Origin of the sequence: Streptomyces sp. NPDC102402, assembly GCF_044765765.1 — a bacterium.
In the GTDB taxonomy this organism is placed as follows: domain Bacteria; phylum Actinomycetota; class Actinomycetes; order Streptomycetales; family Streptomycetaceae; genus Streptomyces.
In genome coordinates this window covers 203,401-224,054 of sequence record NZ_JBIWKR010000009.1, presented here as the reverse complement: position 1 = coordinate 224,054, position 20,654 = coordinate 203,401, and the positions used below count along the sequence as shown (strand labels likewise).

Here is a 20,654-nt window from a genome sequence, read left to right as displayed (position 1 = left end):
GCGTCCGGCCGGGGACCGGTGCGGTCGGGTCATCGCGGGATGCCGCCTGTGCGGGCGGCGCGGGCGTACCAGTGGCCGCTGTCCTTGACGGTGCGGCGCTGGGTGGACCGGTCGACGTGGACGAGGCCGAAGCGCGGCCGGTACCCCATCGCCCACTCGAAGTTGTCGAGGAGCGACCAGTGGTAGTAGCCCTCGACCGGAGCGCCACCGGCGACGGCACGGTGCACGGCCTTGAGGTGGGCGTGCAGGAACGCGATGCGGCGTTCGTCGTGGACGGCGCCGTCCGTGCCGGGCTCGTCGTCGTACACGGCGCCGTTCTCGGTGATCAGGAGTGGGACGCCCGGGTACTCGCGGTGCAGTCGCAGCAGCAGCGCGGCCAGGTCGTCGGGGACGATCTCCCAGCCCAGGTCGGTGCGGGGCACGTCGGCCCGGCCGGATTCGACCTTCCACGGCCAGGGGCCGTCGCCCGGGCGGGCCGAGACGATGCGCCGGGTGTAGTAGTTGACGCCGATGAAGTCGCTCGCGGCGGCGATGGTGTCGAGGTCTCCGTGCTCGATGAAGTCCATTGCGCCTACGGCCTGTTCCCAGTGGGTGCGCATGTCGTCGGGGTAGCCGCGGCCGTGCACCGGGTCGAGGAACCAGCGGTTCACGTAGCCGTCGGAGGCGTGCGCGGCGGACCGGTCGGCGGCGCTGTCGGGGTCGTCGGGGGTGTGGGGGAAGAGGCTGTAGGCGATGCCGGTCCGGGCGCGTGCGTCGCCCTGGTGCAGCACGCGCGCCGCGAGGCCGTGGGCGAGAAGCAGGTGGTGCATGACGGTCACGGATGCCTTGAGATCCTTCTCGCCCGGTGCGTGCAGGCCGAGCTGGTGACCGAGCAGGCCCACGATCCAGGGTTCGTTGACGGTGACCCAGTCGTGGACGCGGTCGCCGAGGCGTTTCTGGCACACGGCTGCGTACTCGGCGAACCGGTGGGCGGTGTCGCGGTCGCGCCAGCCTCCGCGTTCCTGGAGGGCCTGCGGCAGGTCCCAGTGGTAGAGGGTGGCGAGCGGGGTGATGCCGTGGGCGAGCAGGTCGTCGACGAACCGGTCGTAGTGGTCCAGGCCCCGCTTCTCGATGCGGCCCGTGCCGTCGGGCTGGATACGCGGCCAGGCGAGGGAGAACCGGTGGGCGTCGGTGCCGAGTCCGGCCATGAGGGCCACGTCCTCGGTGCGCCGCCGGTACTGGTCGACGGACACGTCGCCGGTGTCGCCGTTCTCGATGGCTCCGGGCACCCGGCAGAAGCGGTCCCAGACGGACTCACCGCGGCCGTCGGCATCGACGGCGCCCTCCACCTGGTAGGCGGAGGTGGAGGTGCCCCAGCGGAAGCCGTCGGGGAAGCGCAGGGTGCCGGCTGTGCTGTGGCGGGGGTCTGCGGTGGTCACAGGTCCTCCTGGAATTCGTGCAGTTCGCGGGCGTGCTCGCAGGCGTACAGGAGCACGCCGGCGGACCAGGCGTGGGAGAGGGTGAGCAGCATGCCCTTCGCCTGGAAGCACTCGGTCTGGTAGAAGCGTTCGCTGACCATGCCCCGGTAGGCGTTGAAGTCACCGTCGGCGCGGGCCACGAACTGCCGGAAGCAGTCGAGGTTCTCGCGGGCGGAGCGCAGGTAGTACGGGTCGTCGAGGTGACGGGCGAGCCGTACCCACTCGGGCAGACAGATCAGGCCGAAGGCGTGCAGGTGCTGGTTGGACGGGGACGCCTGGTCGCCGCCGCGGGTGCGGAAGCCGTAGCGGCCCAGCAGGGTGTGCTCCCCGAACGTGACGTCGTAGGTGTAACGGAAGGTGAGGGTCCAGTCGGCGGCTCGGCGGGCCAGGTCGAGCCACCGGCCGTCGGGGTCGCCCGCTTCGTGGAGCAGCGTGTACGCGATGACCGCGTTGTAGCCGTCCTCGGAGGTCGGGGCGAGGGAGACGTCCTCGGGCGCGCCGCACAGGAACTCGGAACGCACGTCGCCGGCGAACGCGTCCCCGGCGCGGCGTGCCGCGTCGAGGTACGCGGGTTCGTCGAAGATGGCGGCGGCCTCGACGAGGGCGGCGACCCAGGCGAGCCCGGCGGCACCCTCGTGGTCGAGCGGCTTTCCGGTGTCGGTGTCGTGGGCGGCGGCGAGGCGCCCGGTGACCGGGTCCTGCCCGGCGAGGGCGGTGGCCAGGTTGGAGCGCACGGCCAGGTCCCACGCGAGGTGGTCCGCGCCGTGGGCCCGTTCGGCGACGAGGGCGCGCAGTGTGAACAGGGTGGCGTCGCCGAGGGTACGGGCGTGCAGGCGCTGCCGGTCGCCGGTCCATCCGGCGGACCAGCCGCCGCTCGCGCTCCACTGGCCCCAGAACGTGCCGCCCGGGGTGAGGTTCGCGCAGATGTGGTCGAGGACGGCGGCAGCGTCGCCGGCCATCGCCTCGTCGCCGACGCGCCGGGCGTGCAGCAGCAGCGCGTGCGCGTACGGGGCGCCGCTCACCCAGGACACATGCATGGCGGGCCGGTCGCCGCGCTCGCCGAGCGCCTCCCGGTCGAAGGCGGCGGTTTCCAGCAGGACGGGCGGGTCGGCGCGGTAGTGCCAGCGGTGCAGCCCTTCCGCGGAGAGCCGGGCGGCCTCCTCGACGCCGGTCCACGCGGCGGGCTCCGGGTGCGCGGGGGTCGCCTGGTGCAGGGTGCGCAGCACGGGGGCGTAGGCGTGGGGGTCGTTGTCGTGCAGATGGACGGTGAAGCGCAGGGTGCGCCGCTCTCCGGGCTGCCAGAGATGGGTGGGGGTGTCGGCGGGGCGCGGGGACCCGGAGCCGTAGTAGGAGACGGGCTCCTCGCGGTACGGGAAGTGCAGGCGCAGCACGGGGCGGCCGCCGCCGTCGGCGAATCCCACGCCCTGCTCGCCGAGCGGACCGTACTCGGCGGTGGCCAGCGCGGCGCCGCCCTCGGCGTCACGGGCGAACACGGCGGGCGTGGCGCACCGGTCGGCGCGCAGCGACCAGGCGCACGCGGTCAGATCGGTGGTGTCGGCGGCGCACTCGGCCGGGTCGTTGCTGTAGCGGGGGTAGGGGCGGGTGCAGTCGGCCCGCCGGTTCTCGCCGTAGAAGGCACCGGGCACGAGCCAGCCCGGATCGTTCCCCGCGCCGAGCCGCAGTTCGACGCGGAGTCCGGCGGCAGTAGCCCGGTCGGCGACGTGGTCCACGGTGAGGGTGGCGTCGTACGCCGGCTCGTTCCCGCGCGGGGCGAGGTGCAGGTGAGCGGCGAATCCGTGGGCCTCGCCGCGCAGGCCGAGGGCCCCTGAGCCGTCCCGGGTGACGTCTGCGGCGGGCAGCGACACCGGAGGCCCGTCTCCTGTCACCAGCGAGACCACATAGGGCAGTTCCACGAGGCCGCCCTGCGCCCGGGTCCGCAGTACGACGTGGGTCCCGCGCGCGTCGGCGCAGTGCGTAGCCATGCGTGTTCCAGCCTTCCAGGAGTACGGAGCGCCCGCCGGGGGTGCGTCGCGCCAGGTCACCGCCCGCCGGGGCCCTCTGCCGCACCGGGGCGTGCGTCCGTCAGGTGCCGGCCGGGGCCGGCGGGTTCGCAGGTGCGGCGGACTCGCCGCCGGGTGTGGTGAGTGGCCGTTCGAGCAGGTCGGTCTCGACGACCGGCGCCGCGGGGTCGCGGGGCACCCTGAACGTCTTGATCTCGTGTGCCCCGAACTCGGCTTCCACGGAACGCCGTTCGCCCAGCATGGGCAGGGCGACGCGCGCCGTGGCGGGCCGGCCCTGCGCCTCGTAGGCGCGCACCACGAAGTCGCCGTCCTCACCGCCCTTGACGACGGTGACCACGACACCGCTCGCGCCGTCGTCGGCGTAGCTCGTGCGCTGGGCGGTCGGACCGGCGTGGAAGGTCTCCAGAAGGGCGAAGGGGGGCTGGTTGAGTTCGGCGGCGCGGCGGACCGGGTCGGCGGTTCGCCAGTCGGCACCGTGCGGCAGCAGTGCGTAGCGGAACTCCTGGCGGCCCTGGTCCAGGTAGTCGTAGATGCCGTCCTCGTCGAGGATCTTCGGCTCGTGCCAGGCGTAGACGGGGCTGCGCAGGGCGGTCATGCCGATCTCGCCGCCGAGGACGTCGTGGCCGTGCTTGCTGTCGTTCAGGACGGCGAGTCCTGCGCGGGCGCCGCCGGGCAGGGTGCCGGTGACGTCGACCCATGCCTGGGTGGGCTCCTCGGTGCCGTCCGGGGTGCGCTCCAGGTGGCCGTACGGGATCTCGTGCGTGGCGGTGACGTCGGTGAGGGCGGTCGGGAACCGCAGCTTGAGCAGCTTGAGGCGCTCGTGCCAGTCGACGACGGTGCGTACCTCGACCTGCCGGGCGCCCGCGGACAGCACGAGTTCCTCGGCCATGGTGGAGGTGCCGTAGGCCGAGTCGATGCGCAGCACGGCGCGGACCGGCCCGGACTCGACGAGGCGGACGCGGCGTGGTGTGAAGGAACCGATCGCCCGGTCGTAGGCGCGCACCCGGTGGCCCCAGGTGTCGCTGGGGTCGTCGACCACGACGGCGTGCGGGCCGGGACGCTCGGGGAGCAGTTCTGCTCCGGTGGCCTTGTCGTGGAGGGAGGACAGCCAGCCGGTGGCCGGGTCGACCGTCAGGCGCAGGTGCTCGTTCTCCAGGGTCGTGCCGGTGGCGCGGACCGGGCTCTCGGCGCCCGCGTCGGCGCCGGGGAGCAGGTGGTAGACCCGCAGGCCGAGCGGGGGCACCTCGGCGCGGAAGGCGAGGCGGCCCCGGCCGCCCTGCATGGTGGCTTCGGAGCGGGTGAGCTGGACCGGCACGGGGGCGCCGGTCTCGTCGGTCAGGCGTACGGACGCGGCCTGCGCGTACTCGGCCTCGACGTCCGACTCCAGGGTCCACGGGTGGGGGTTGAAGACGACGAGGGGGACGGTCTCCTCGCGCAGCGGGATGTCGACGCGGCGGGCGATCGCCTGCACGGCCCGGTTGAACACCTCGGCGGCGATCGAGCGGGCCCGCCCGTAGTCGTCGCGGGAGTCCTCGTAGGCGGAGCGGATGGAGGTGCCGGCCAGGATGTCGTGGAACTGGTTGAACAGGACCAGCTTCCAGGCCTCCGTCAACTGCGCGCCCGGGTACGTCTCTTCGGCGACGGCGGTGGCCACGGCGGCCCACTTCTCGGCGCGCTGGAGTTCGTTCTCGGCGCGCCGGTTCCATGTCTTGACGCCGGAGTGCGCGGAGTAGCAGCCCGGACCGTGGTGCTGGAGTTCACCCGCGTGCACGGGGATGTCCTCGCGGTCACGGACCCGGTCGAGGAACTTCTCGGGGTGGCTCTGCTCCATGCGGGGCAGGCCGCCGAGGGCGTCGAGGCGGGCGATGGAGTCGAGGTTGGCCTTGGTGGGTCCGCCGCCGTGGTTGCCGACTCCGTAGAACACCATCAGCTCGGGCTCGCCCGGCGGCATCATCGCGAGCGACTTGTCGATGTGGTTGCCGATGTCCTTGCCCGGGGTGCAGTACTCGTTGGGCAGCCGGTAGGCGATGACGCGGGAGCCGCCGGGCGCCTCCCAGTGGAAGAACTGGCCGGGCAGTACCTGCTCGTGCGGTCCTGGCCGCAGGAACACGTAGCCGTCCATCCCGGCCCCCCGCAGCAGCTGCGGAATGGTCGCGTTGTGGCCGAACGGGTCGAGGTTGCAGCCGACGGTGGCCGCCACCCCGAATTTCTCGATCAGGTACCGCTGCCCGTAGAGGGCCTGGCGGACGAACGACTCACCGGAGGGGATGTTGCAGTCCGGCTCGATCCACCAGCCGCCGACGATCTGCCAGCGGCCCTCGGCGACCCGCTTGCGGATCTCGTCGAACAGCTCGGGGTCGTGCCGCTCGATCCACTCCAGGTACATGACGGAGTCACAGGTGAACACGAAGTCGGGGTACTCCTCCATGCGGTCGACCGCGGACCGGAAGGTGGCGCGGATCTCCTGAAGCCCTTCGGGCCAGCGCCACAGCCACACGGGGTCGATGTGGGCGTTGCCGACGAGGTGGAGGGTGCGCTCACGCGAGGCGGGCGACACGGGCGGGGTCGGGTTGACTGTGCTCATACGGCGTTCTCCTGCCAGGTGTCGGGAAGGGGGTCCGGTGCGACGCCCGCGGCCCAGGCGTCGACGTGCTCACTGAGCAGGTGGAGCAGCGTGAGGTGCATCTCCTGGATGCGGGCGGTGGCGGTGGCCGGTGCGATCAGCACGTGGTCGGCGTGGGCGGCGGCCGGCATGCCGCCCTGCTCGCCTCCCGCGAACAGCACCGTGACGGCGCCCTGCTTGCGGGCCTCCTCCAGACCGCGGATCACGTTCGCCGAGCGGCCGGAGGTGGTGAAGCCGACCACCATGTCGTCGGCGGTGGCGAGGGCCTCCACCTGACGGGCGAAGACCTCCTCGTACGTGTAGTCGTTGCCGATGCAGGAGACCACGGACGGGTCGGTGACGAGCGAGACGGCGGGCAGGGCGCGGCGCTCGCGCAGGTAGCGGCCGATGAACTCGCCGGCGAGGTGCTGGGCGTCGGCGGCGCTGCCGCCGTTGCCGAAGGTGTAGAGGCGGCCGCCACGCCGGAACACGCCGATGAGGAGGTCCCCGACCGTGTGCAGGGCGGGCAGCAGCTCCTCCAGACGGCGGGCGGCGGCGAGGTGGTCGTCGAGTTGCAGCGGTGCGGGTACGCGGCCGGCGGGTGGGGCGGACATGGGACTCCTGGTGCGGTTGCGGTGGTGTTCGGGGCGGTCAGGCGACCGGCAGCGGTGCGGGATCGTCGACGAGGCGTTCGAGGGCGACGGCTGCCGCCCCGAGGACTCCGGCCCGGTCGCCGGCCCCGGCGCGCACGATGCGGGCGTTCGAGGCGGGGTGCATGGCGAGGCGACGGGTCTTCTCCCGTACCGGGGCGAGGAGTTGCTCTCCGGATCTGGTGACGCCGCCGCCCAGGACGACGACCTCGGGTTCGTAGAGGTTGACGATGGAGGCGAGGCCCTCGGCCAGCAGGTCGGTGGTCTCGTCCCACAGCGCCGTGGCGAGGGGGTCGCCGTCGCGGGCGGCGGCCGCGACGTCGGCGGCGGTCGGCCCGGGGTGGGGCAGTGCGGCGAGAACGCTCTGCGGGTGCCCTGCGGCGAGTGCCTCCCGGGCGCGCTCGGCGATCGACGTGCCCGAGGCGTATGCCTCCAGGCAGCCGGTGCGTCCGCAGCCGCGGCAGGGACGGCCGTCGGAGCGGACGGTGACATGGCCGGGCTCGCCGCCGTTTCCGGTGGCGCCGCGGTACGTACGGCCGTCGAGGATCACGCCGCCGCCGACCCCCGTCGACACGGTGAGGTAGACGAGGTGGCGGGTGCCGCGTCCGGCGCCGAAGCGCCACTCCCCCGCCGCGCCCGCGGTGCCGTCGTTGTCGAGGACGGTGGGCAACCCGTACCGCTGGTGTGCGAGTCGCGTGACGGGGATGTCCAGCCAGCCCGGCAGGTGCGGCGGCGCGATGAGGACGCCGGCCTCCGAGTCGAGCGGACCGCCGCAGCCGATGCCGCAGCCCGCGAGCCGCTCGGCGGCGCTCTCCGGAGGGATCCCGGCCGCGGCCAGCGCGTCCCGGCCCAGCGAGAACAGCCGCTCCAGGGCCGCGTCCGGTCCCTCCTCGACCCGCGTCGGGCAGGTGACGAAGGAGCGCGCGGACCCGTCGGGGGCGACCACGCCGGCCGCGAGTTTCGTGCCGCCGATGTCGAGGGCGAGCACGGCACGGCCGCCCGCGCCCTCGTCGTCGTACAGGATCATTGAGAGGTCAGCCCTTGCTTCCGGTGGTGGCGATGCCCTCGGTGAAGTGCCGCTGGCAGACGAAGAAGGCGATGATCATCGGCACGGTCACCACGACGCTCGCGGCGCAGACGATGTCCCAGCGCATCTCGCCGCCCGCGCCGAACTGGTCCAGCACGGCCTTCAGTCCGCGCGGGACGGTGTAGAGCTGCGGGTCGCGCAGGTAGATGAGGGGCCGGACGAGGTCGGTCCAGGAGGCCTGCACCTCGAAGACGAACGTGACGATGAGCGCGGGCCGGCACAGCGGCACCGCGATGCGCCGGAACATCGTCCAGTAGCTGGCCCCGTCGACGCGCGCGGCCTCGAACAGCTCACGGGGCAGGCCGAGGAAGAACTGGCGCAGCAGGAAGATGTAGAAGGCGCTTCCGAACAGGTTCGGCGCCCACAGCGGGACCTGGCTGCTGGCCAGGTGCAGCCAGTTCCAGATCAGGTACTGCGGGACCATGGTGACCACGGCGGGCAGCATCATCGTGCCGATGACGAGCGCGAACAGCGCGTCGCGCCCGGGGAAGCGGAAGTAGGCGAAGCCGAACGCGACGAGCGCGCTGGAGGCGGTGACGGTGACGGCCGCGGCGAGGGTGACGGCGACGCTGTTGCCGACCCACCGGAGCAGCGGGACGGCCTGCCAGATCTCGGCGTAGTTGCCCAGCTGCCACACGTGCGGGAGCAGCGCGTTGTCGAAGACGTCCGTCGAGGGCTTGAGCGAGGCGCTGATCAGCCACAGGAACGGATAGAGAAAGACGCCGGCCGCTATCAGGAGGCATACGACCCGCAGGGCCTTGCGCACGGGCCGTTCCGCATCCCGGTGGAGCGGCGAGGCCGGCGCGACGGCAGGAGGGGGCGAGGGCGTCCTGGCGGATTCCGGCCGCGCGGTCAGCTGGGTCATCGCTGGTCCCCCTCGTAGTAGACGAACCTCTTGCTGACCTTGGCCTGCACGATCGTGATGACGAGGATCACCAGGAACAGCAGCCAGGCGAGGGCGGAGGCGTAGCCCATGTGCATGTACTGAAAGGCCTGCTGGAAGAGGTAGACGACATAGAAGAGAGCGGCGTCGTTGTTGTACGTCTGCGAGTTGGAGCTGCCGAAGAAGGCGGTGTACGCCTCGGTGAAGGTCTGCAGCGCGGCGATCGTGTTGACGATGAGAGTGAAGAAGAGAGTGCCGGACATCTGCGGCAGGGTGACGTTCCGAAAGCGCCCCCAACGGCCCGCGCCGTCCAGCTCGGCCGCTTCGTAGAGGTCTTGTGGGACGTTCTTGAGCGCCGCGAGATAGATGATCACGGTGGAGCCGACCGACCACAGGCTCGTCAGGACGAGGCCGGGCTTGACCCAGGAGCCGTCGGTGGTCCACGCCGGGCCCTGGACGCCGACGAAGCCGAGCACATGGTTGATCAGGCCGACGTTGCCGTTGAACAGCAGCAGGAAGAGGATGCCGACAGCGACGGACGGTGTCATCACCGGCAGGTAGAACAGCGTGCGGAAGATCCCGGAGGCGCGGCCGGCTCTGAGCAGCAGCATCGCCAGGAGCAGGGCGAACGCCATGGACAGTGGGACGCGCAGTGCCGTGAACATCAGCGTGTTCAGGAGGGACTTGGCGACGGCCGGGTCCTGGAACAGCTGCCGGTAGTTGGCGAGCCCGACATTGTGGGAGGAGCCGATGCCGTCGTAGTCGGTGAAGGAGAGGACGAGGCTCGCGATCATCGGGCCCGCCGTGAAGACGAGGAAGCCGATGATCCACGGCGAGATGAACCCGTACGCGGCCCAGGTCTCGCGACGCCGCCAGGCGCCGGGCGGCCCGTGCCGGGCGGGAGTTGTCGTCGTCCCGGGATGCGCCACGCCGGTCACCTCCGCCCCTCGTTGGCCAGGTCGAGGGCGCTCTGCGCCTCGCGCTGCGCCTGGTCGAGGGCCTGTTGCGGGGTCTGTTCACCGGACAGGACCCGGTTGACGGCGTTCTGCCAAGCCGTCTTGAACTCGGTGCCCGCCGCGTTGGACGGGACGGTGAAGCCCTTGCGGGAAAGCCCGAAGAGGATGCGGGCCGCCTCGTCGAAGGCGGCGTGGCCGGTGGGCTTCCACACCTGGTGCTCGATGATCCGGTCGGCCGCGATGTTGGCGGTCACGTCACCCGTGTAGGGCGCCCCGGACTCGCGCACCTCCGCCGCCTTCGCCCGCGCCGCGTGCACCCACGACGATGTGGACGTCATGTTCTTGATGAACGTGCAGGCGGCCTGGGGGTGCTTGGCCCCCTTGGGGATGGCCCAGCCGAGGCCGGAGGCCCAGTTGAGGAGCTTCCCGTCGCGGTCCCTGAAGACGCCCGGCACGAGATCGATGTGCGGTGAGGCGCCGGCGAGGACGTTCACGTACCAGTCCTCCATCGGGTAGGAGCCGACCTGGTCCTTCACGAACTGGTTCTTGGCCCCGAACTGGTCGAAGGAGTCACGCAGCGACTTGAAGCGGCTCCAGCCGCCCTGGACGTCGATCAGGCTGACGGCGTAGGCGAGAGCCTGGACCGCCTTGGGGTCGTCGAGTTCGGCGGTGCGGCCGTCGGCGCTGATCAGGTCGGCGCCGCCGGCCTTCGCCCACAGCGGGAAGAACTCGGGGATCTTCGGGTCGAAGCCGATCCGGGTGAGTTTGCCGCCTTCGTGCCGGGCCACGGAGCCCGCGAGCTCCTTCAGGCCCTTCCAGTCCCCGGTGTCCACATGGGCGGCGTCGGTGCCGGTCTCGCGGAGCACCTTGTCGTTCGTCAGCAGCAGGCGGCTGTCGTAGGAGTCGGGGAGGGCGTAGACGGTGCCGTCGAGTGAGCCCTCGGCGATCGCACTGGGGTAGTAGTCGCCGGTGTCGATGTGCTCACGTCCCAGGCAGTCGGTGAGCGGCATCAGGGCACCCCGCGCCGCGTAGCCGCCGATGAGGGTGCGGTCCATGTCCACCACGTCCGGCGGGTCACCGGCGGCGACGGCGGACAGGAACTGCTGCTCGTCGAAGGCGCCTTCGTTGACCTTGACGGTCAGTCCCTGCGCTTCCAGGGCGGCTCTCGCGGTGTCGAGGCGGTCGATGGCGAGGGCGTCACCGAGGCCGAAGCCCATGGTGGTGAACGTGTCGGAGCCGGTGTCGGCGAGACTCACGCCGCCGCACCCGGTCAGCGCGGGAAGCAGGGCGAGGGCCGCGACGAGTCCCGTCGCCCTTCGGGGCGCACGGGAGCGGGTCTGAGGGGGTGGTGCCGCCATGGTCTCTCCTTCGAGCGGCGGGCCGGCTGTGGGGATCGATGCGGCGGGTGTCGCGGGGTGTGGTGTTGCGTCCCGTTCCCCGGGTGCACCATGTGGCATCGTTCCCACATGAGAACGTAACCACATCGGGAACGTGCGTCAACGGTTCTGCCGGAGCCGACTGCGGCGTTTTACCAGGACGTGACCGGTCCCGACCCGCCCTCAGCAGTAGGTATTTCGGGCGGCACGGGGCGAGCGCGGTCCGCGGACGCGCGGTATCCACGCCCCGAGGAGCCGGCGCTCCGCCTCCGACTGCGCGGGCGGTCAGCCCTTGGGCGGCGCGGTGGAGCCGCGGACGACCAACTCAGGCTCCAGGCGCAGGTGTTCGCCACGCCCACCGCCGTCCCTCGCCATCCGCGCGAGGAGCGCCTGCGCGGCCTTGCTGCCCATACCGAAGACGGGCTGGCGCACTGCGGTCAGCCCCGGGTCCACCATCCGCATCCAGCCGAGGTCGTCGAAGGCGATCACGGAGCACTCCCGCGGCACGGAGGTGCCGCGCCGTGCCAGCTCCTGCCAGACCAGCTCGGCCATCACGTTGTTGGCGGCGAAGACGGCGGTCACGTCATCGTTCGCGGCGAGGAAGCGGGCGACTTCCTCCTCGGGCGGTCCGGCCGTGTCGCTCAGGTCGAGGACGTGCCTGCGCGACACGGGGAGCCCTGCCGCTCGCAGCGCGCCGCGGTAACCCTTGAGACGGCCCTTGCCGGTGTCCCAGCGGATCTCGTCGACGACGAGGGCGATCTTGCGGTGCCCGAGGGCGAGAAGGTGTTCCACGGCGAGGCGCGCGCCCCGCTCGCTGTCGATGGTCACGGCGTCGCAGCCGCGCACCCCCGACCTGCGGTCCACCTCGGCAACGGGCACCCCGTGCCCGACCAGGGTCTCCGTGGCCACCCGGCCGACCGGGGCGAGCAGGACCCCGTCGGCCCGCATGGCGATGAAGGCGCGCGCCCCGGCGAGTGCGCGGTGTTCCTCGCCGTGGTCGTCGACGAGCACCATCTGGAATCCGGCGGCGGACAGGGTGTGCTCGACGCCCGCGGCGAGCTCCGCGTAGAACTGGTTGCGCAGGTCGGAGACGAGAAGTCCGACACGTTCACTGGAGCGGCCCTTGAGGGTGCGGGCGCTGACGTCGGGGACGTAGCCGAGCTGCTCGGCGGCCTGCCGCACGCGCTCGCGGATGTGGTCGGCGACGTAGCCGTGACCGCCGAGGGCCCGGGAGGCCGTGGAGTGCGAGGTGCCGGCCGCCTCGGCGACGTCGCGCAGTGTGGCGCGCATCCGCCTGCCGCCGCCCTGGCCCCCGCGTCCCGCAGTGCCGCTAGCCATCAGTCGGACCCTCTCCTCGCCGCGTGACCCTGCGCTGTGCGCCAGCGGGCCCACAGTCGCCGCAACGCAGCGTAGTCGACCTCTTCCAGCGGCTCGCCGGTACGGTCCACCTGATCCGTCACGTACAGCGCCGGAACACCGAGCTCGTCCTTCATGGCGTTGTACGCCCGCCACTGCTCCAGGTCCGGTGCGCACCAGTCGTCGGTGTCGACGGGCAGCTCCGGGCATCCCGCGGAGGCGACGGCGGCCCGCTGACGCATCTGCGGGACGACGGGGGCGTACGGGTCGGGGTCGTCGAGTCGCAGCATGTCGTTGAGCCGGATCATGTCGGTGACGTCGGCGAAGGCAGGGTGCGGGGTGTGGGTGATGACGAGGGCGTCCGGCTTGGCCTGCTTCGCCGCGCGGTACATGACGCCGAGGTAGCGGTGCAGCAGGGCGATGCCCCAGCCGTCACCGTGGTGACGCAGACTCTCGCCCGTCGGGGTGTCCGCCGTGAAGTCGATCTTCAGCCCGTCGGCGTCGAGGCCCTCGGGACTCAGCATGTACCGAACGGTATCAGCCAAGTGGTCCCGGGCAGCCGGGTGTTCGGGGTCCAGCGCGACGGGCGCTCCGTCGGCGGTCCGCACGCACCACGCGTCGGGAACGCCCTCGTGGGCCCAGGCCCGCCACCACAGCAGCACGCGCTGCCCGCGCGCGTGCCGCTCCCCGATCCAGGCGCGCAGGTCCGGCCAGCGCTGCTCGTCCGGCTGCCGTCGCCCGTACTCCCGCTGCCACTTGTCGTCGATGACGACGGTTCCGGGGATCAGTTCGTGCTTCTCCAGAAGGGCGAGGTGGGCGTCGTACTCGGTGCGGCTGCTCAGCTGGGGGGCGGACAGGCCGGTGTCGCGGGCGCGCGCCATCTGGGCGCCCCAGCCGCAGAACATGGGCTCCGACCACCAGGCGGGCCGCTCGCCGGGGGCCGTCACCGGGCGGGCTGACCAGCCGCGCTCCGTCAGCCAGTCGTGGTGTGCGCGCAGGGCTTCGTACGGGTCGCGGTGTCCGGGCGAGACGAGGACGGAGGGTGTGCTGTAGGTGCCGGCGACCCGGGTGTGGCCCTCGTGGTCGAGCGTGAGGTGGAAGCCGCCGTCGGAGGGTTCGTACGTGAGACGTGTGAAGGTGAGCGCGTCGACGGGCGCGCCGACGCCCAGCTGGCACCAGCCGTCCGCGGCATCGGCCCGTTCCGGTTCGACGTCGTCGGCGACCGGGGTGCCGGTGAGAGCGAACGCCAGCGGCGCGGGCGTGAAGAACCAGTGCCCGCGGCCGGGCCGGGCGTCACCGCAGGCGGCGATCGTGGCGCTCTCCCCCGAGGTCCGGGTGAGACGGCGCGGCGGTCCGGGGTTCGGGGTGAACAGGGTCGCCCAGTCGTGGCCACTGGGACGCAGTCCGCCGCCGCGCCCGCCGAGCGCCGCCCGCACCGCGAACAGCCTGGACGCCCGCAGGGCGCCGCTCCCCTCGACGGTCCAGGTGAACTCGGGTCCGCGCGGGCCGCAGACGACGCGGGTGCGTGCGGCCGGCCAGGCGGTACTGCGGCGGGAGACGGTGACGACGGGACGCCCGGCCCCCGGTGGGCCCTCCTCGAACTCCAGGCGGGGCGGCTCCACGGCGGTCGTCTCGTCGCTGAGGTCGGTGCGGTCGAGCGCCGGATGCAGTTGCAGGAGCACGGGGTGAACGGGGTGGGCGGCGTCCTCCCGGCCGTACAGGAGCGCCGTCAGCCCGTCCGGGGCGACGGTCATCCGCCACCCCGGGCCGGTGACATGAATCCCCTGCTCGTCGTGGTGCGCCCGCACGGCTGCCGTGTCCATGATCGTCACGTCGCTCCTCGTGTTGGTGTTGTCGAGGCCCGTCACGCTCCGGGCCGATTCGGTCCGGACCGCTCGGGCGTGGTGCTGATCGACGCCGTCACGCGCGGCGAGTCAAGGGTCATCGCACGCTCACCAGCGCTTCCGCCTGCTGTCCGAAGGCCATGCGCCCCACGGTGAGGTCGACTGCGACCCGGATGCGCTCGGCCGGCGGGCAGTCCTCGGGTACGTGCACCGTGACCTCGACCTCACGCACCTCACCGGCGCGCAGCTTCACCTCCGTGACCGGCGGGTCGGCCCGCCAGCCGGCCGGCAGCACCGCCCGCAGGACGGCCCGGTCCGGCACGGAGAACGGGTTGCGGACCTCGACGAGCATCGGGACGACGCCACCGGACGCGACGACACTGCGGTACGGGGCGATGCGCGCACCGAACCCCTCGGCCTCGAAGTCGACCTCGCGCGGCAGGATCTCCCGGTGCAGGCGGGCCAGCTTCTCGCCCTGCCCCAGGAGCATGTCGAGATAGCCGTCGGTGACCTCGTACGGGGACCAGTGGCCGCTGATCATCAGCTCGGGGCGCAGGGCCCGGTACAGCTCGGCACTGCGCACGAAGTCGTCGATGCGGAAGCGGTTGCGATACTGGTAGTTGAGCAGTTCGGGTGATCCGCCGCCCGGACTCCAGGCGGTGTTCTGCTGGTCGCCGGTGGCGATGACGCGGCGGCCGTCGGCGGTGAAGGAGTACGCCGCCGCGTAGAGCGTGTGGCCGGGCAGTTCGTGCACCCCGATCTCGTACTCGCGCCAGCGCACCGGGGCGGCATCGGCGAGCACCCGGTCGACGGGGATGGGGTCGTACCACAGGCACGGCAGGTCCCAGCGGACCGGCGCGGACAGGACGGCGGCGATGTGAGCCGGGGCCCAGATCGCGGTGCCGTGCACCTCGCGCAGCAGGTTGAACCCGGCGACGTGGTCGTCGTGGTAGTGCGTGGGCAGCGCCACCTCCACACGGTCCATGCCGTGGTCGCGGTGCAGCGCCTCGATGGAGGCGAGCAGCGGGCGGCGCGAGGAGCGGTCGTGACCGCCGGGCAGACCTGTGGTCAGGTCGAAGCCGAAGTCGATGAGCAGCGCGGTGCCGTGCTCGGAGAGCAGGGCGTAGGAGTTGGCCATGCTGGTCGTGTTGCGCAGCAGGTGCGGGGTGACCGCCTGCCAGGGGCTGTCGAGGAGGGGCTCGGGCAGCCAGGGGGTGGCGCGCCGCATGTCGATCAGCTGCTGGAGGTGGGTACGGAGCCGGTCCACGGCGGCGGGCGGGTCGGTGACCGGCTCGCCGTGCGAGGGCAGCAACACCTCCGGTTCCTGGCCGAGCAGTTGCATGCAGGAGAGCACGGTTGCGGCGGCCCCCTCCACGCCCGCGTTGGGGTGGAAACCGGTGTACGCCCACTGGGTGGCCGCGAGCGACCACAGCCGGCCCTCCCCGTGGACGAGGTCCCCGGTGAAGGCGAGCCGGCGGCCGTCGATGTCGACGAGGTACCCGACGGATCCCACGGTGTGCCCGGGAAGCGGCAGGGTGTGCACGTCGAAAGCACCGTGGCGGGCGGTCCGGTACTCGGCGACCGCGCCGGTGACCGGCACCTGTTCCAGGATCGAGAACCGGTCCTGACGTACGTCGTAGTCGTTGTCCAGGGGCCGTGTGCGCCAGTGCTCGTCGACGGCCTCGATGAGGTCGCGCTCCACCGGCGGCACCCAGATCCGGACACCGGCGGCGACGGCCCGGGGCAGCCCTTGCACCTGGTCACGGTGATGGTGGGTGACGAGGACGTCGGTGACCCGTTCCACACCCAGTTCGCCGAGGTGACCGAGGACGCCGCCGGACCCGAAGTCGATGAGTACCGCCTCGTGTTCATGCCGCAGCACGTAGACGTGGCAGGTGTCCTCGAATCGGAAGACGTTGTCGGTGATGCGGGTGAAGCCCACGGCAGGCGGTCCTTCCTGCGCCGACGGGCGGCGCCACACTGTGGGATCGATCCCACATGAGAACGATGCCCCCTGGCCGACGGAGCGTCAACCAGGGGGCATCACGGGGTCAGCCCACTCCCTCCCCCGCCCCGACCGCGAACACGTGCATCTGCCCTCCCGTCACATGCTCGGGCAGTGTGACGGACGCGATCGTGCGGTGCGGGTCGACGGGGACCGACGCCGCCCAGATGTAGACCGTCATCTTCTCGGGGGTGCCGCCGGCCATCTGCCGTACGGGCATGGTCGCGGCGGCCGTGTTGCCCGGGGGCGGCTCGGTGGCTCCGTCGAGGTGCCAGTCCCCCAGGGTGACGGACGCGCGCCGCGTCGTGCCGTCGGTGTAATGGACCGTGACGTCGCCGGTGGAGGCGCCCTCGTTACCCGCACCGAGCAGGCCGAGGCGGCTCTGCCCGGGCGCCGCGTGGACGGTGACGGTCTGGCCGTGCGCGTTGATGTTGTCCGGGCTGCCGGGTGCGGCATCGGGCCAGCGGTAGCCGATACCGTCCACGGTGATGTCCTGCCCGGGGACGAGGCCGTCCTTGGCCAGCTCCTCGGCGACGAAGCTTCCACCGTAGCCGTTGAAGTCGCCCACGGGCCGGCTCCTGGTCGACGTGCCCGCCTCGTCCGCCCAGGGCAGCACCGACGTCTCACCTCGCGGCAGCACCGCCACCCGTACGGCGGCGGAGGGCAGTCGCGTGCCGTCGGCGGTGCGCAGGTCGACGGGGACGACGAGCGAGCCGGGCGGCGTGGACGCCGGCACACGCAGACGTACGGACTCGTGCCCGCCGGGGGCGGTGACTCCGGCCGAACGGTCGACCGTGACCCCCTTCGGCGGGTGCAGCCGCCAGTGCACGCGGCCCGCGCGGCCATCGATCCGGTGCAACGTCAGCCTGGTCGTCGCCGAGGTTCCGGGCGCCGCCGTGACGGGCGTGGCGGAGGCGATGGCCGGCGCACGCCCTTCCGCGTAGGACGGGTACAGGTCGGCCTCGTCCGTGCCCCAGTTGCTCGAACGGTCGCTCGTCAACCGGTAGTCGAGGCGGGCGTCACCCCGCAAGGAGCCCGCCGACACCCAGTTCGCCGCGTGCGTCCGGCCTTTCAGTCGCACGTCCGCGACGTAGGCCTGGTCGGAGCGCTCGTGCGGGGCGTCGATCCGCAGGGTTCCGGCACTGCCCCGGTCGACGGCGATCGAGGGGAAGGCGGGTGTCGAAAGCGCGAGTCGGTCCGTACCCGGCGCCTCCGGGTACAGGCCCATGCTCGCCCAGACATACCAGGCCGACAGGGCGCCCAGGTCATCGTTGCCGGGCAGTCCCGCCGGGCCTGTGGTGAACCGGTCGAGCATGCGCGGCACCACGTCGTTGGTGTGGTTGGGCGCTCCGAGGGCGTGGTAGGCCCAAGGCGCACCGAAGGTGATCTCGTTGCCGATCCAGGCGTACGGCGTGTTGGACCCGGCGTCGACTTCGGTGAAGTGATCGTCGAGCCGGGCGGCGGCCTGCCGATTGCCGCCCATGCCGGCGGCGAGCGCGGCCAGGTCGGGGCCTGCCATCCACTGGTACTGCGCGGCGCTGCCCTCCTGGAATCCGGCCAGGGAAGCCGGGTTGACGGCGGTCTGCAGGGTGCCGTCGGCGAGCCGGGGCCCCAGGGTGCCGTCGGCGCCGTCGACGAGGTTCTGCCAGTTGTGGGCGGTGCGCATGAAGGCGCGGCGCTGGGCCGCGTCGCCGTTCGCCGCCGCCAGCCGCGCCACGGCGAAGTCGTCCACGGCGTATTCGAGGCTGGTCGCGGCCGAGGAGCCGAGCGGGGAGTCGCCGTTGCGCAGGAAGCCGTTGGCCCGCCACTGGGAGACCGCCTGGCGTTCCACGTACCCGTCAGGGCGCTCGGGGGTCGCCCGCGTCGCCGCCTTCACCGCGTACTCCAGGGCGCCGTCCAGGTCGAAGTCGCGCGCGCCGAGGGCCCACGTGCCGGCGAGCATCACCGGGGCGGGGTCGCCGACCATGCCGTTGGTCTGGTTGTTCAGGAGCGTCCAGCGGGGCAGCCAGCCGGACTGGTCGGCGGCGTCGACCATGGACTGCGCCATGTCGGAGGCGCGGTCCGGTGCGAGGAAGGCCAGCAGGGGTGTCTCGGTGCGGTACACGTCCCAGCCGGAGAAGTTCCCGTACCAGGTGTGACCGGGACGCACCCGGTGGATCGTCCGGTCGAACCCGAGGTAGCGGCCGTCGGCGTCACTGAGCGTGCGGGGTTCGAGGAGGCAGTGGTAGAGCGCGGTGTAGAAGACGCGGGTGCGCTCCTCGGAACCGCCGGCCACCTGGATGCGCCGCAGTTCACGGTTCCAGGCGTCGCGCGTCGCGGCGGCGAGGTCCTCGACCGAGGTGAGGTTCCGGGTGCCGGCGAGGTTGGCGGCGGCGCCGGGGACATCCGTGTAGGAGATGGCGACACGGGCGTTCACGGCGCGCTGCCGGGCGGTGTCGAAGGTCAGGTAGACGCCGCTCCCGTCCTTGCCGCCCTTTTCGTCCAGCGCGTCGGCGGCCCGGTGGATCTGTCCGCCCTGCCAGGTGCCGTGGGTGGTGAACGGCCGGTCGAACTCGATCCGGAACGACAGGTCGTAGGGCGCCTTCGCACTGCAGATGCCGCCACTGCTCACCGTGCCGGCCACGGTGCGGTCGCCATCGACGCGGGCCGTGACGCCGGTTGTCCCGTTGGCGCTGCCGGACGTGTTCAGGAGCACGGTTCCCTTGCCGTCGTGTCCGGCGGGGAAGGTGAAACGGCCCGCCGCGGCACGCGTCGCGGCGGCGAGGCGGGTGTCCACGCCGTTGTCGGTCCGGACGTGGTAACTGCCCGGCGCCGCGTCCTGGTCCGCGTGGTCGAAGGTGCTGACGTAGTCGTCGGGGTGCGCGGCCGGCGACCTGCCGATGCCGCCCGGCACGGGCTGTACGGGAACGTCACCGAACGCGGTGCAACCGCCACCGGACAGGTGCGTGAGGCTGAACCCCTTGAGCCGGTCGTCGTCGGCCGCGTACTGGCCGGGCGCCGGCTTCACCGTGTCCGGACCCCACTGGATCATTCCGAACGGAGCGGTGGCCGCCGGATGTGTGTTGCCCCGCGAGAAGTTCTCGCCCATCGCCTTCTCCACGGCGGGTGAGCTGGGCGCGGTGCCGGTGAAGACGTCGACGAGGGCGGCCGGATCCTTCGGTGCCGCGGGCGTCGCCGCGGTGGCCGTCGGCGCGAGGGTGGAAGGGGTCAGCAGGAGGCCGAGGCCCAAGGAGGCCGCGACCAGTGGACGGACCCATCGGCGCCGCGCTGGTGGCGCAGGCATGGTGTACCAGGACAGCGAGTCACTCATTCGTCCCTTTCCTTCCGGGAGTTGGCGTCGCCGGATGGGCCGGCGACGGTGCGGAGGGCGACCGCCGGGAGCGGTGCCGGGGCACGGGGCCGGCCGCGGGTGCGGGGGCGAGGCGAGGCGATGGACATGGGTTCCTCTCGTCATGGCCGTCATGCGGAGCGGACCTGCTGGACATACCTGCTCTGCCGACGGGCGGAGCGGACCTGCTGGACATACCTGCTCTGCCGACGCGAGGGACGGACCTGCTGGGCATACCTGCTCTGCCGACGGGCGCGCCGTCCGGCGTCAGCCCTTCAGCCCCCCGCCGAGCCCGAAGCCGCCCCCGAGCTTGCGCGAGGCCAGGACGTACAGGAGCATCGCGGGGACCGAGTAGAGGATGGAGTAGGCGGCCAGCTGGCCGTAGGCGACCGTCCCGTACTGGCCGAAGAAGGTGAACAGGCTGACGGCGGCGGGCTCGCGCTCCGGTGACTGGAGCAGGACGAACGGGATGAAGAAGTTCCCCCACGCGCCGATGAACGTGAAGACGGCGACGACCGCCATGCCCGGTGCCATCAGCGGCAGCACCACATGGCGCAGCGACTGCAGGCCCGAGGCCCCGTCCACCCACGCCGCTTCCTCCAGTGACACCGGCACTCCGTCCATGAAGCCCTTGGTCAGCCAGAGCGAGAACGGCAGCGTGGCGGTGGCGAGGAAGAGCATGGTGCCCCACAGGGAGTCCACCAGCTCGATACGGACGAAGAGTTCGTAGACGGGAACCATGATCGCGGTGACCGGCAGGCCGGTGGCGAACAGGACGCCGTAGAGGAGCGGGCGGCGAAAGCGCAGCCGGTAGCGGGAGAGCGGGTAGGCGGCGAGCACCGAGACGGCCATGTTCACCAGCGCCGCGCCACCGCACAGCAGAAGGCTGTTGAGGATGGGCCGGATGCTGGTGCTCCAGTTCAGCACCGCGGAGAAGTTGCCGAGGGTCAGGTCGGGCACCTCGGCACTCGCTGTCGCCTTCGCGTCGACCGAGGCGACGAGCAGCCAGGCGAACGGGGCGGCGAAGCACACGGCGACGCCCAGCAGCACCACGTACACGAGGGTGGTGGACGCGGAGGCCCTCGGCAG

At 72.2% G+C, this 20,654-nt stretch carries 13 protein-coding genes; all 13 read right to left on the bottom strand.

What is annotated here, in order from left to right:
• Nucleotides 1–29: 29 nt before the first annotated feature.
• Nucleotides 30–1,418 carry a GH1 family beta-glucosidase gene (locus tag ACIRJR_RS25535; RefSeq protein ID WP_403784635.1) on the bottom strand — a complete coding sequence of 463 codons (1,389 nt, stop codon included), beginning with the start codon at nt 1,416–1,418 and terminating at the stop codon, nt 30–32.
• Nucleotides 1,415–3,439 carry a hypothetical protein gene (locus ACIRJR_RS25530; protein WP_403784633.1) on the bottom strand — a complete coding sequence of 675 codons (2,025 nt, stop codon included), beginning with the start codon at nt 3,437–3,439 and terminating at the stop codon, nt 1,415–1,417. Before ACIRJR_RS25530 ends, ACIRJR_RS25535 begins: the two co-directional genes overlap by 4 nt.
• 100 nt (nt 3,440–3,539) lie before the next feature.
• Nucleotides 3,540–6,062: an alpha-mannosidase gene (locus ACIRJR_RS25525; RefSeq protein WP_403784631.1), complete on the bottom strand. Its 2,523-nt coding sequence runs from the start codon at nt 6,060–6,062 to the stop codon at nt 3,540–3,542.
• Nucleotides 6,059–6,694 carry an SIS domain-containing protein gene (locus tag ACIRJR_RS25520; protein WP_403784629.1) on the bottom strand — a complete coding sequence of 212 codons (636 nt, stop codon included), beginning with the start codon at nt 6,692–6,694 and terminating at the stop codon, nt 6,059–6,061. Before ACIRJR_RS25520 ends, ACIRJR_RS25525 begins: the two co-directional genes overlap by 4 nt.
• A gap of 37 nt (nt 6,695–6,731) precedes the next feature.
• Nucleotides 6,732–7,757, bottom strand: a complete 1,026-nt coding sequence (locus ACIRJR_RS25515) for an ROK family protein (protein ID WP_403784627.1) — start codon at nt 7,755–7,757, stop codon at nt 6,732–6,734.
• 7 nt (nt 7,758–7,764) lie between these two features.
• Entirely contained in the window at nt 7,765–8,682 is a 918-nt protein-coding gene (locus ACIRJR_RS25510; protein ID WP_403784625.1) for a carbohydrate ABC transporter permease, read from the bottom strand.
• On the bottom strand, nt 8,679–9,629 hold the full coding sequence (locus ACIRJR_RS25505; protein ID WP_403784623.1) for a carbohydrate ABC transporter permease: 951 nt from the start codon (nt 9,627–9,629) through the stop codon (nt 8,679–8,681). Before ACIRJR_RS25505 ends, ACIRJR_RS25510 begins: the two co-directional genes overlap by 4 nt.
• A 5-nt stretch (nt 9,630–9,634) precedes the next feature.
• On the bottom strand, nt 9,635–11,014 hold the full coding sequence (locus ACIRJR_RS25500; protein WP_403784621.1) for an extracellular solute-binding protein: 1,380 nt from the start codon (nt 11,012–11,014) through the stop codon (nt 9,635–9,637).
• Between the two features lie 303 nt (nt 11,015–11,317).
• Nucleotides 11,318–12,370, bottom strand: coding sequence for a LacI family DNA-binding transcriptional regulator (locus ACIRJR_RS25495; protein ID WP_403784619.1), 1,053 nt, complete (start codon nt 12,368–12,370; stop codon nt 11,318–11,320).
• Nucleotides 12,370–14,220 carry a hypothetical protein gene (locus ACIRJR_RS25490; protein ID WP_403784617.1) on the bottom strand — a complete coding sequence of 617 codons (1,851 nt, stop codon included), beginning with the start codon at nt 14,218–14,220 and terminating at the stop codon, nt 12,370–12,372. Before ACIRJR_RS25490 ends, ACIRJR_RS25495 begins: the two co-directional genes overlap by 1 nt.
• 109 nt (nt 14,221–14,329) lie before the next feature.
• A complete protein-coding gene (locus ACIRJR_RS25485) occupies nt 14,330–16,174 on the bottom strand; it encodes an MBL fold metallo-hydrolase (RefSeq protein WP_403784615.1) in 1,845 nt (614 codons plus the stop codon).
• Between the two features lie 109 nt (nt 16,175–16,283).
• Entirely contained in the window at nt 16,284–19,547 is a 3,264-nt protein-coding gene (locus ACIRJR_RS25480; protein ID WP_403784613.1) for a GH92 family glycosyl hydrolase, read from the bottom strand.
• A 285-nt stretch (nt 19,548–19,832) separates the two neighbouring features.
• Entirely contained in the window at nt 19,833–20,654 is an 822-nt protein-coding gene (locus ACIRJR_RS25475) for a carbohydrate ABC transporter permease (RefSeq protein WP_403784753.1), read from the bottom strand.

Bases quoted from the DNA above. Each gene is read 5' to 3' on its own strand.
- ACIRJR_RS25530 (WP_403784633.1), bottom strand. From the start codon at position 3,439: ATGGCTACGCACTGCGCCGACGCGCGCGGGACCCACGTCGTACTGCGG.
- ACIRJR_RS25525 (WP_403784631.1), bottom strand. From the start codon at position 6,062: ATGAGCACAGTCAACCCGACCCCGCCCGTGTCGCCCGCCTCGCGTGAG.
- ACIRJR_RS25520 (WP_403784629.1), bottom strand. From the start codon at position 6,694: ATGTCCGCCCCACCCGCCGGCCGCGTACCCGCACCGCTGCAACTCGAC.
- ACIRJR_RS25515 (WP_403784627.1), bottom strand. From the start codon at position 7,757: ATGATCCTGTACGACGACGAGGGCGCGGGCGGCCGTGCCGTGCTCGCC.
- ACIRJR_RS25510 (WP_403784625.1), bottom strand. From the start codon at position 8,682: ATGACCCAGCTGACCGCGCGGCCGGAATCCGCCAGGACGCCCTCGCCC.
- ACIRJR_RS25500 (WP_403784621.1), bottom strand. From the start codon at position 11,014: ATGGCGGCACCACCCCCTCAGACCCGCTCCCGTGCGCCCCGAAGGGCG.
- ACIRJR_RS25495 (WP_403784619.1), bottom strand. From the start codon at position 12,370: ATGGCTAGCGGCACTGCGGGACGCGGGGGCCAGGGCGGCGGCAGGCGG.
- ACIRJR_RS25480 (WP_403784613.1), bottom strand. From the start codon at position 19,547: ATGAGTGACTCGCTGTCCTGGTACACCATGCCTGCGCCACCAGCGCGG.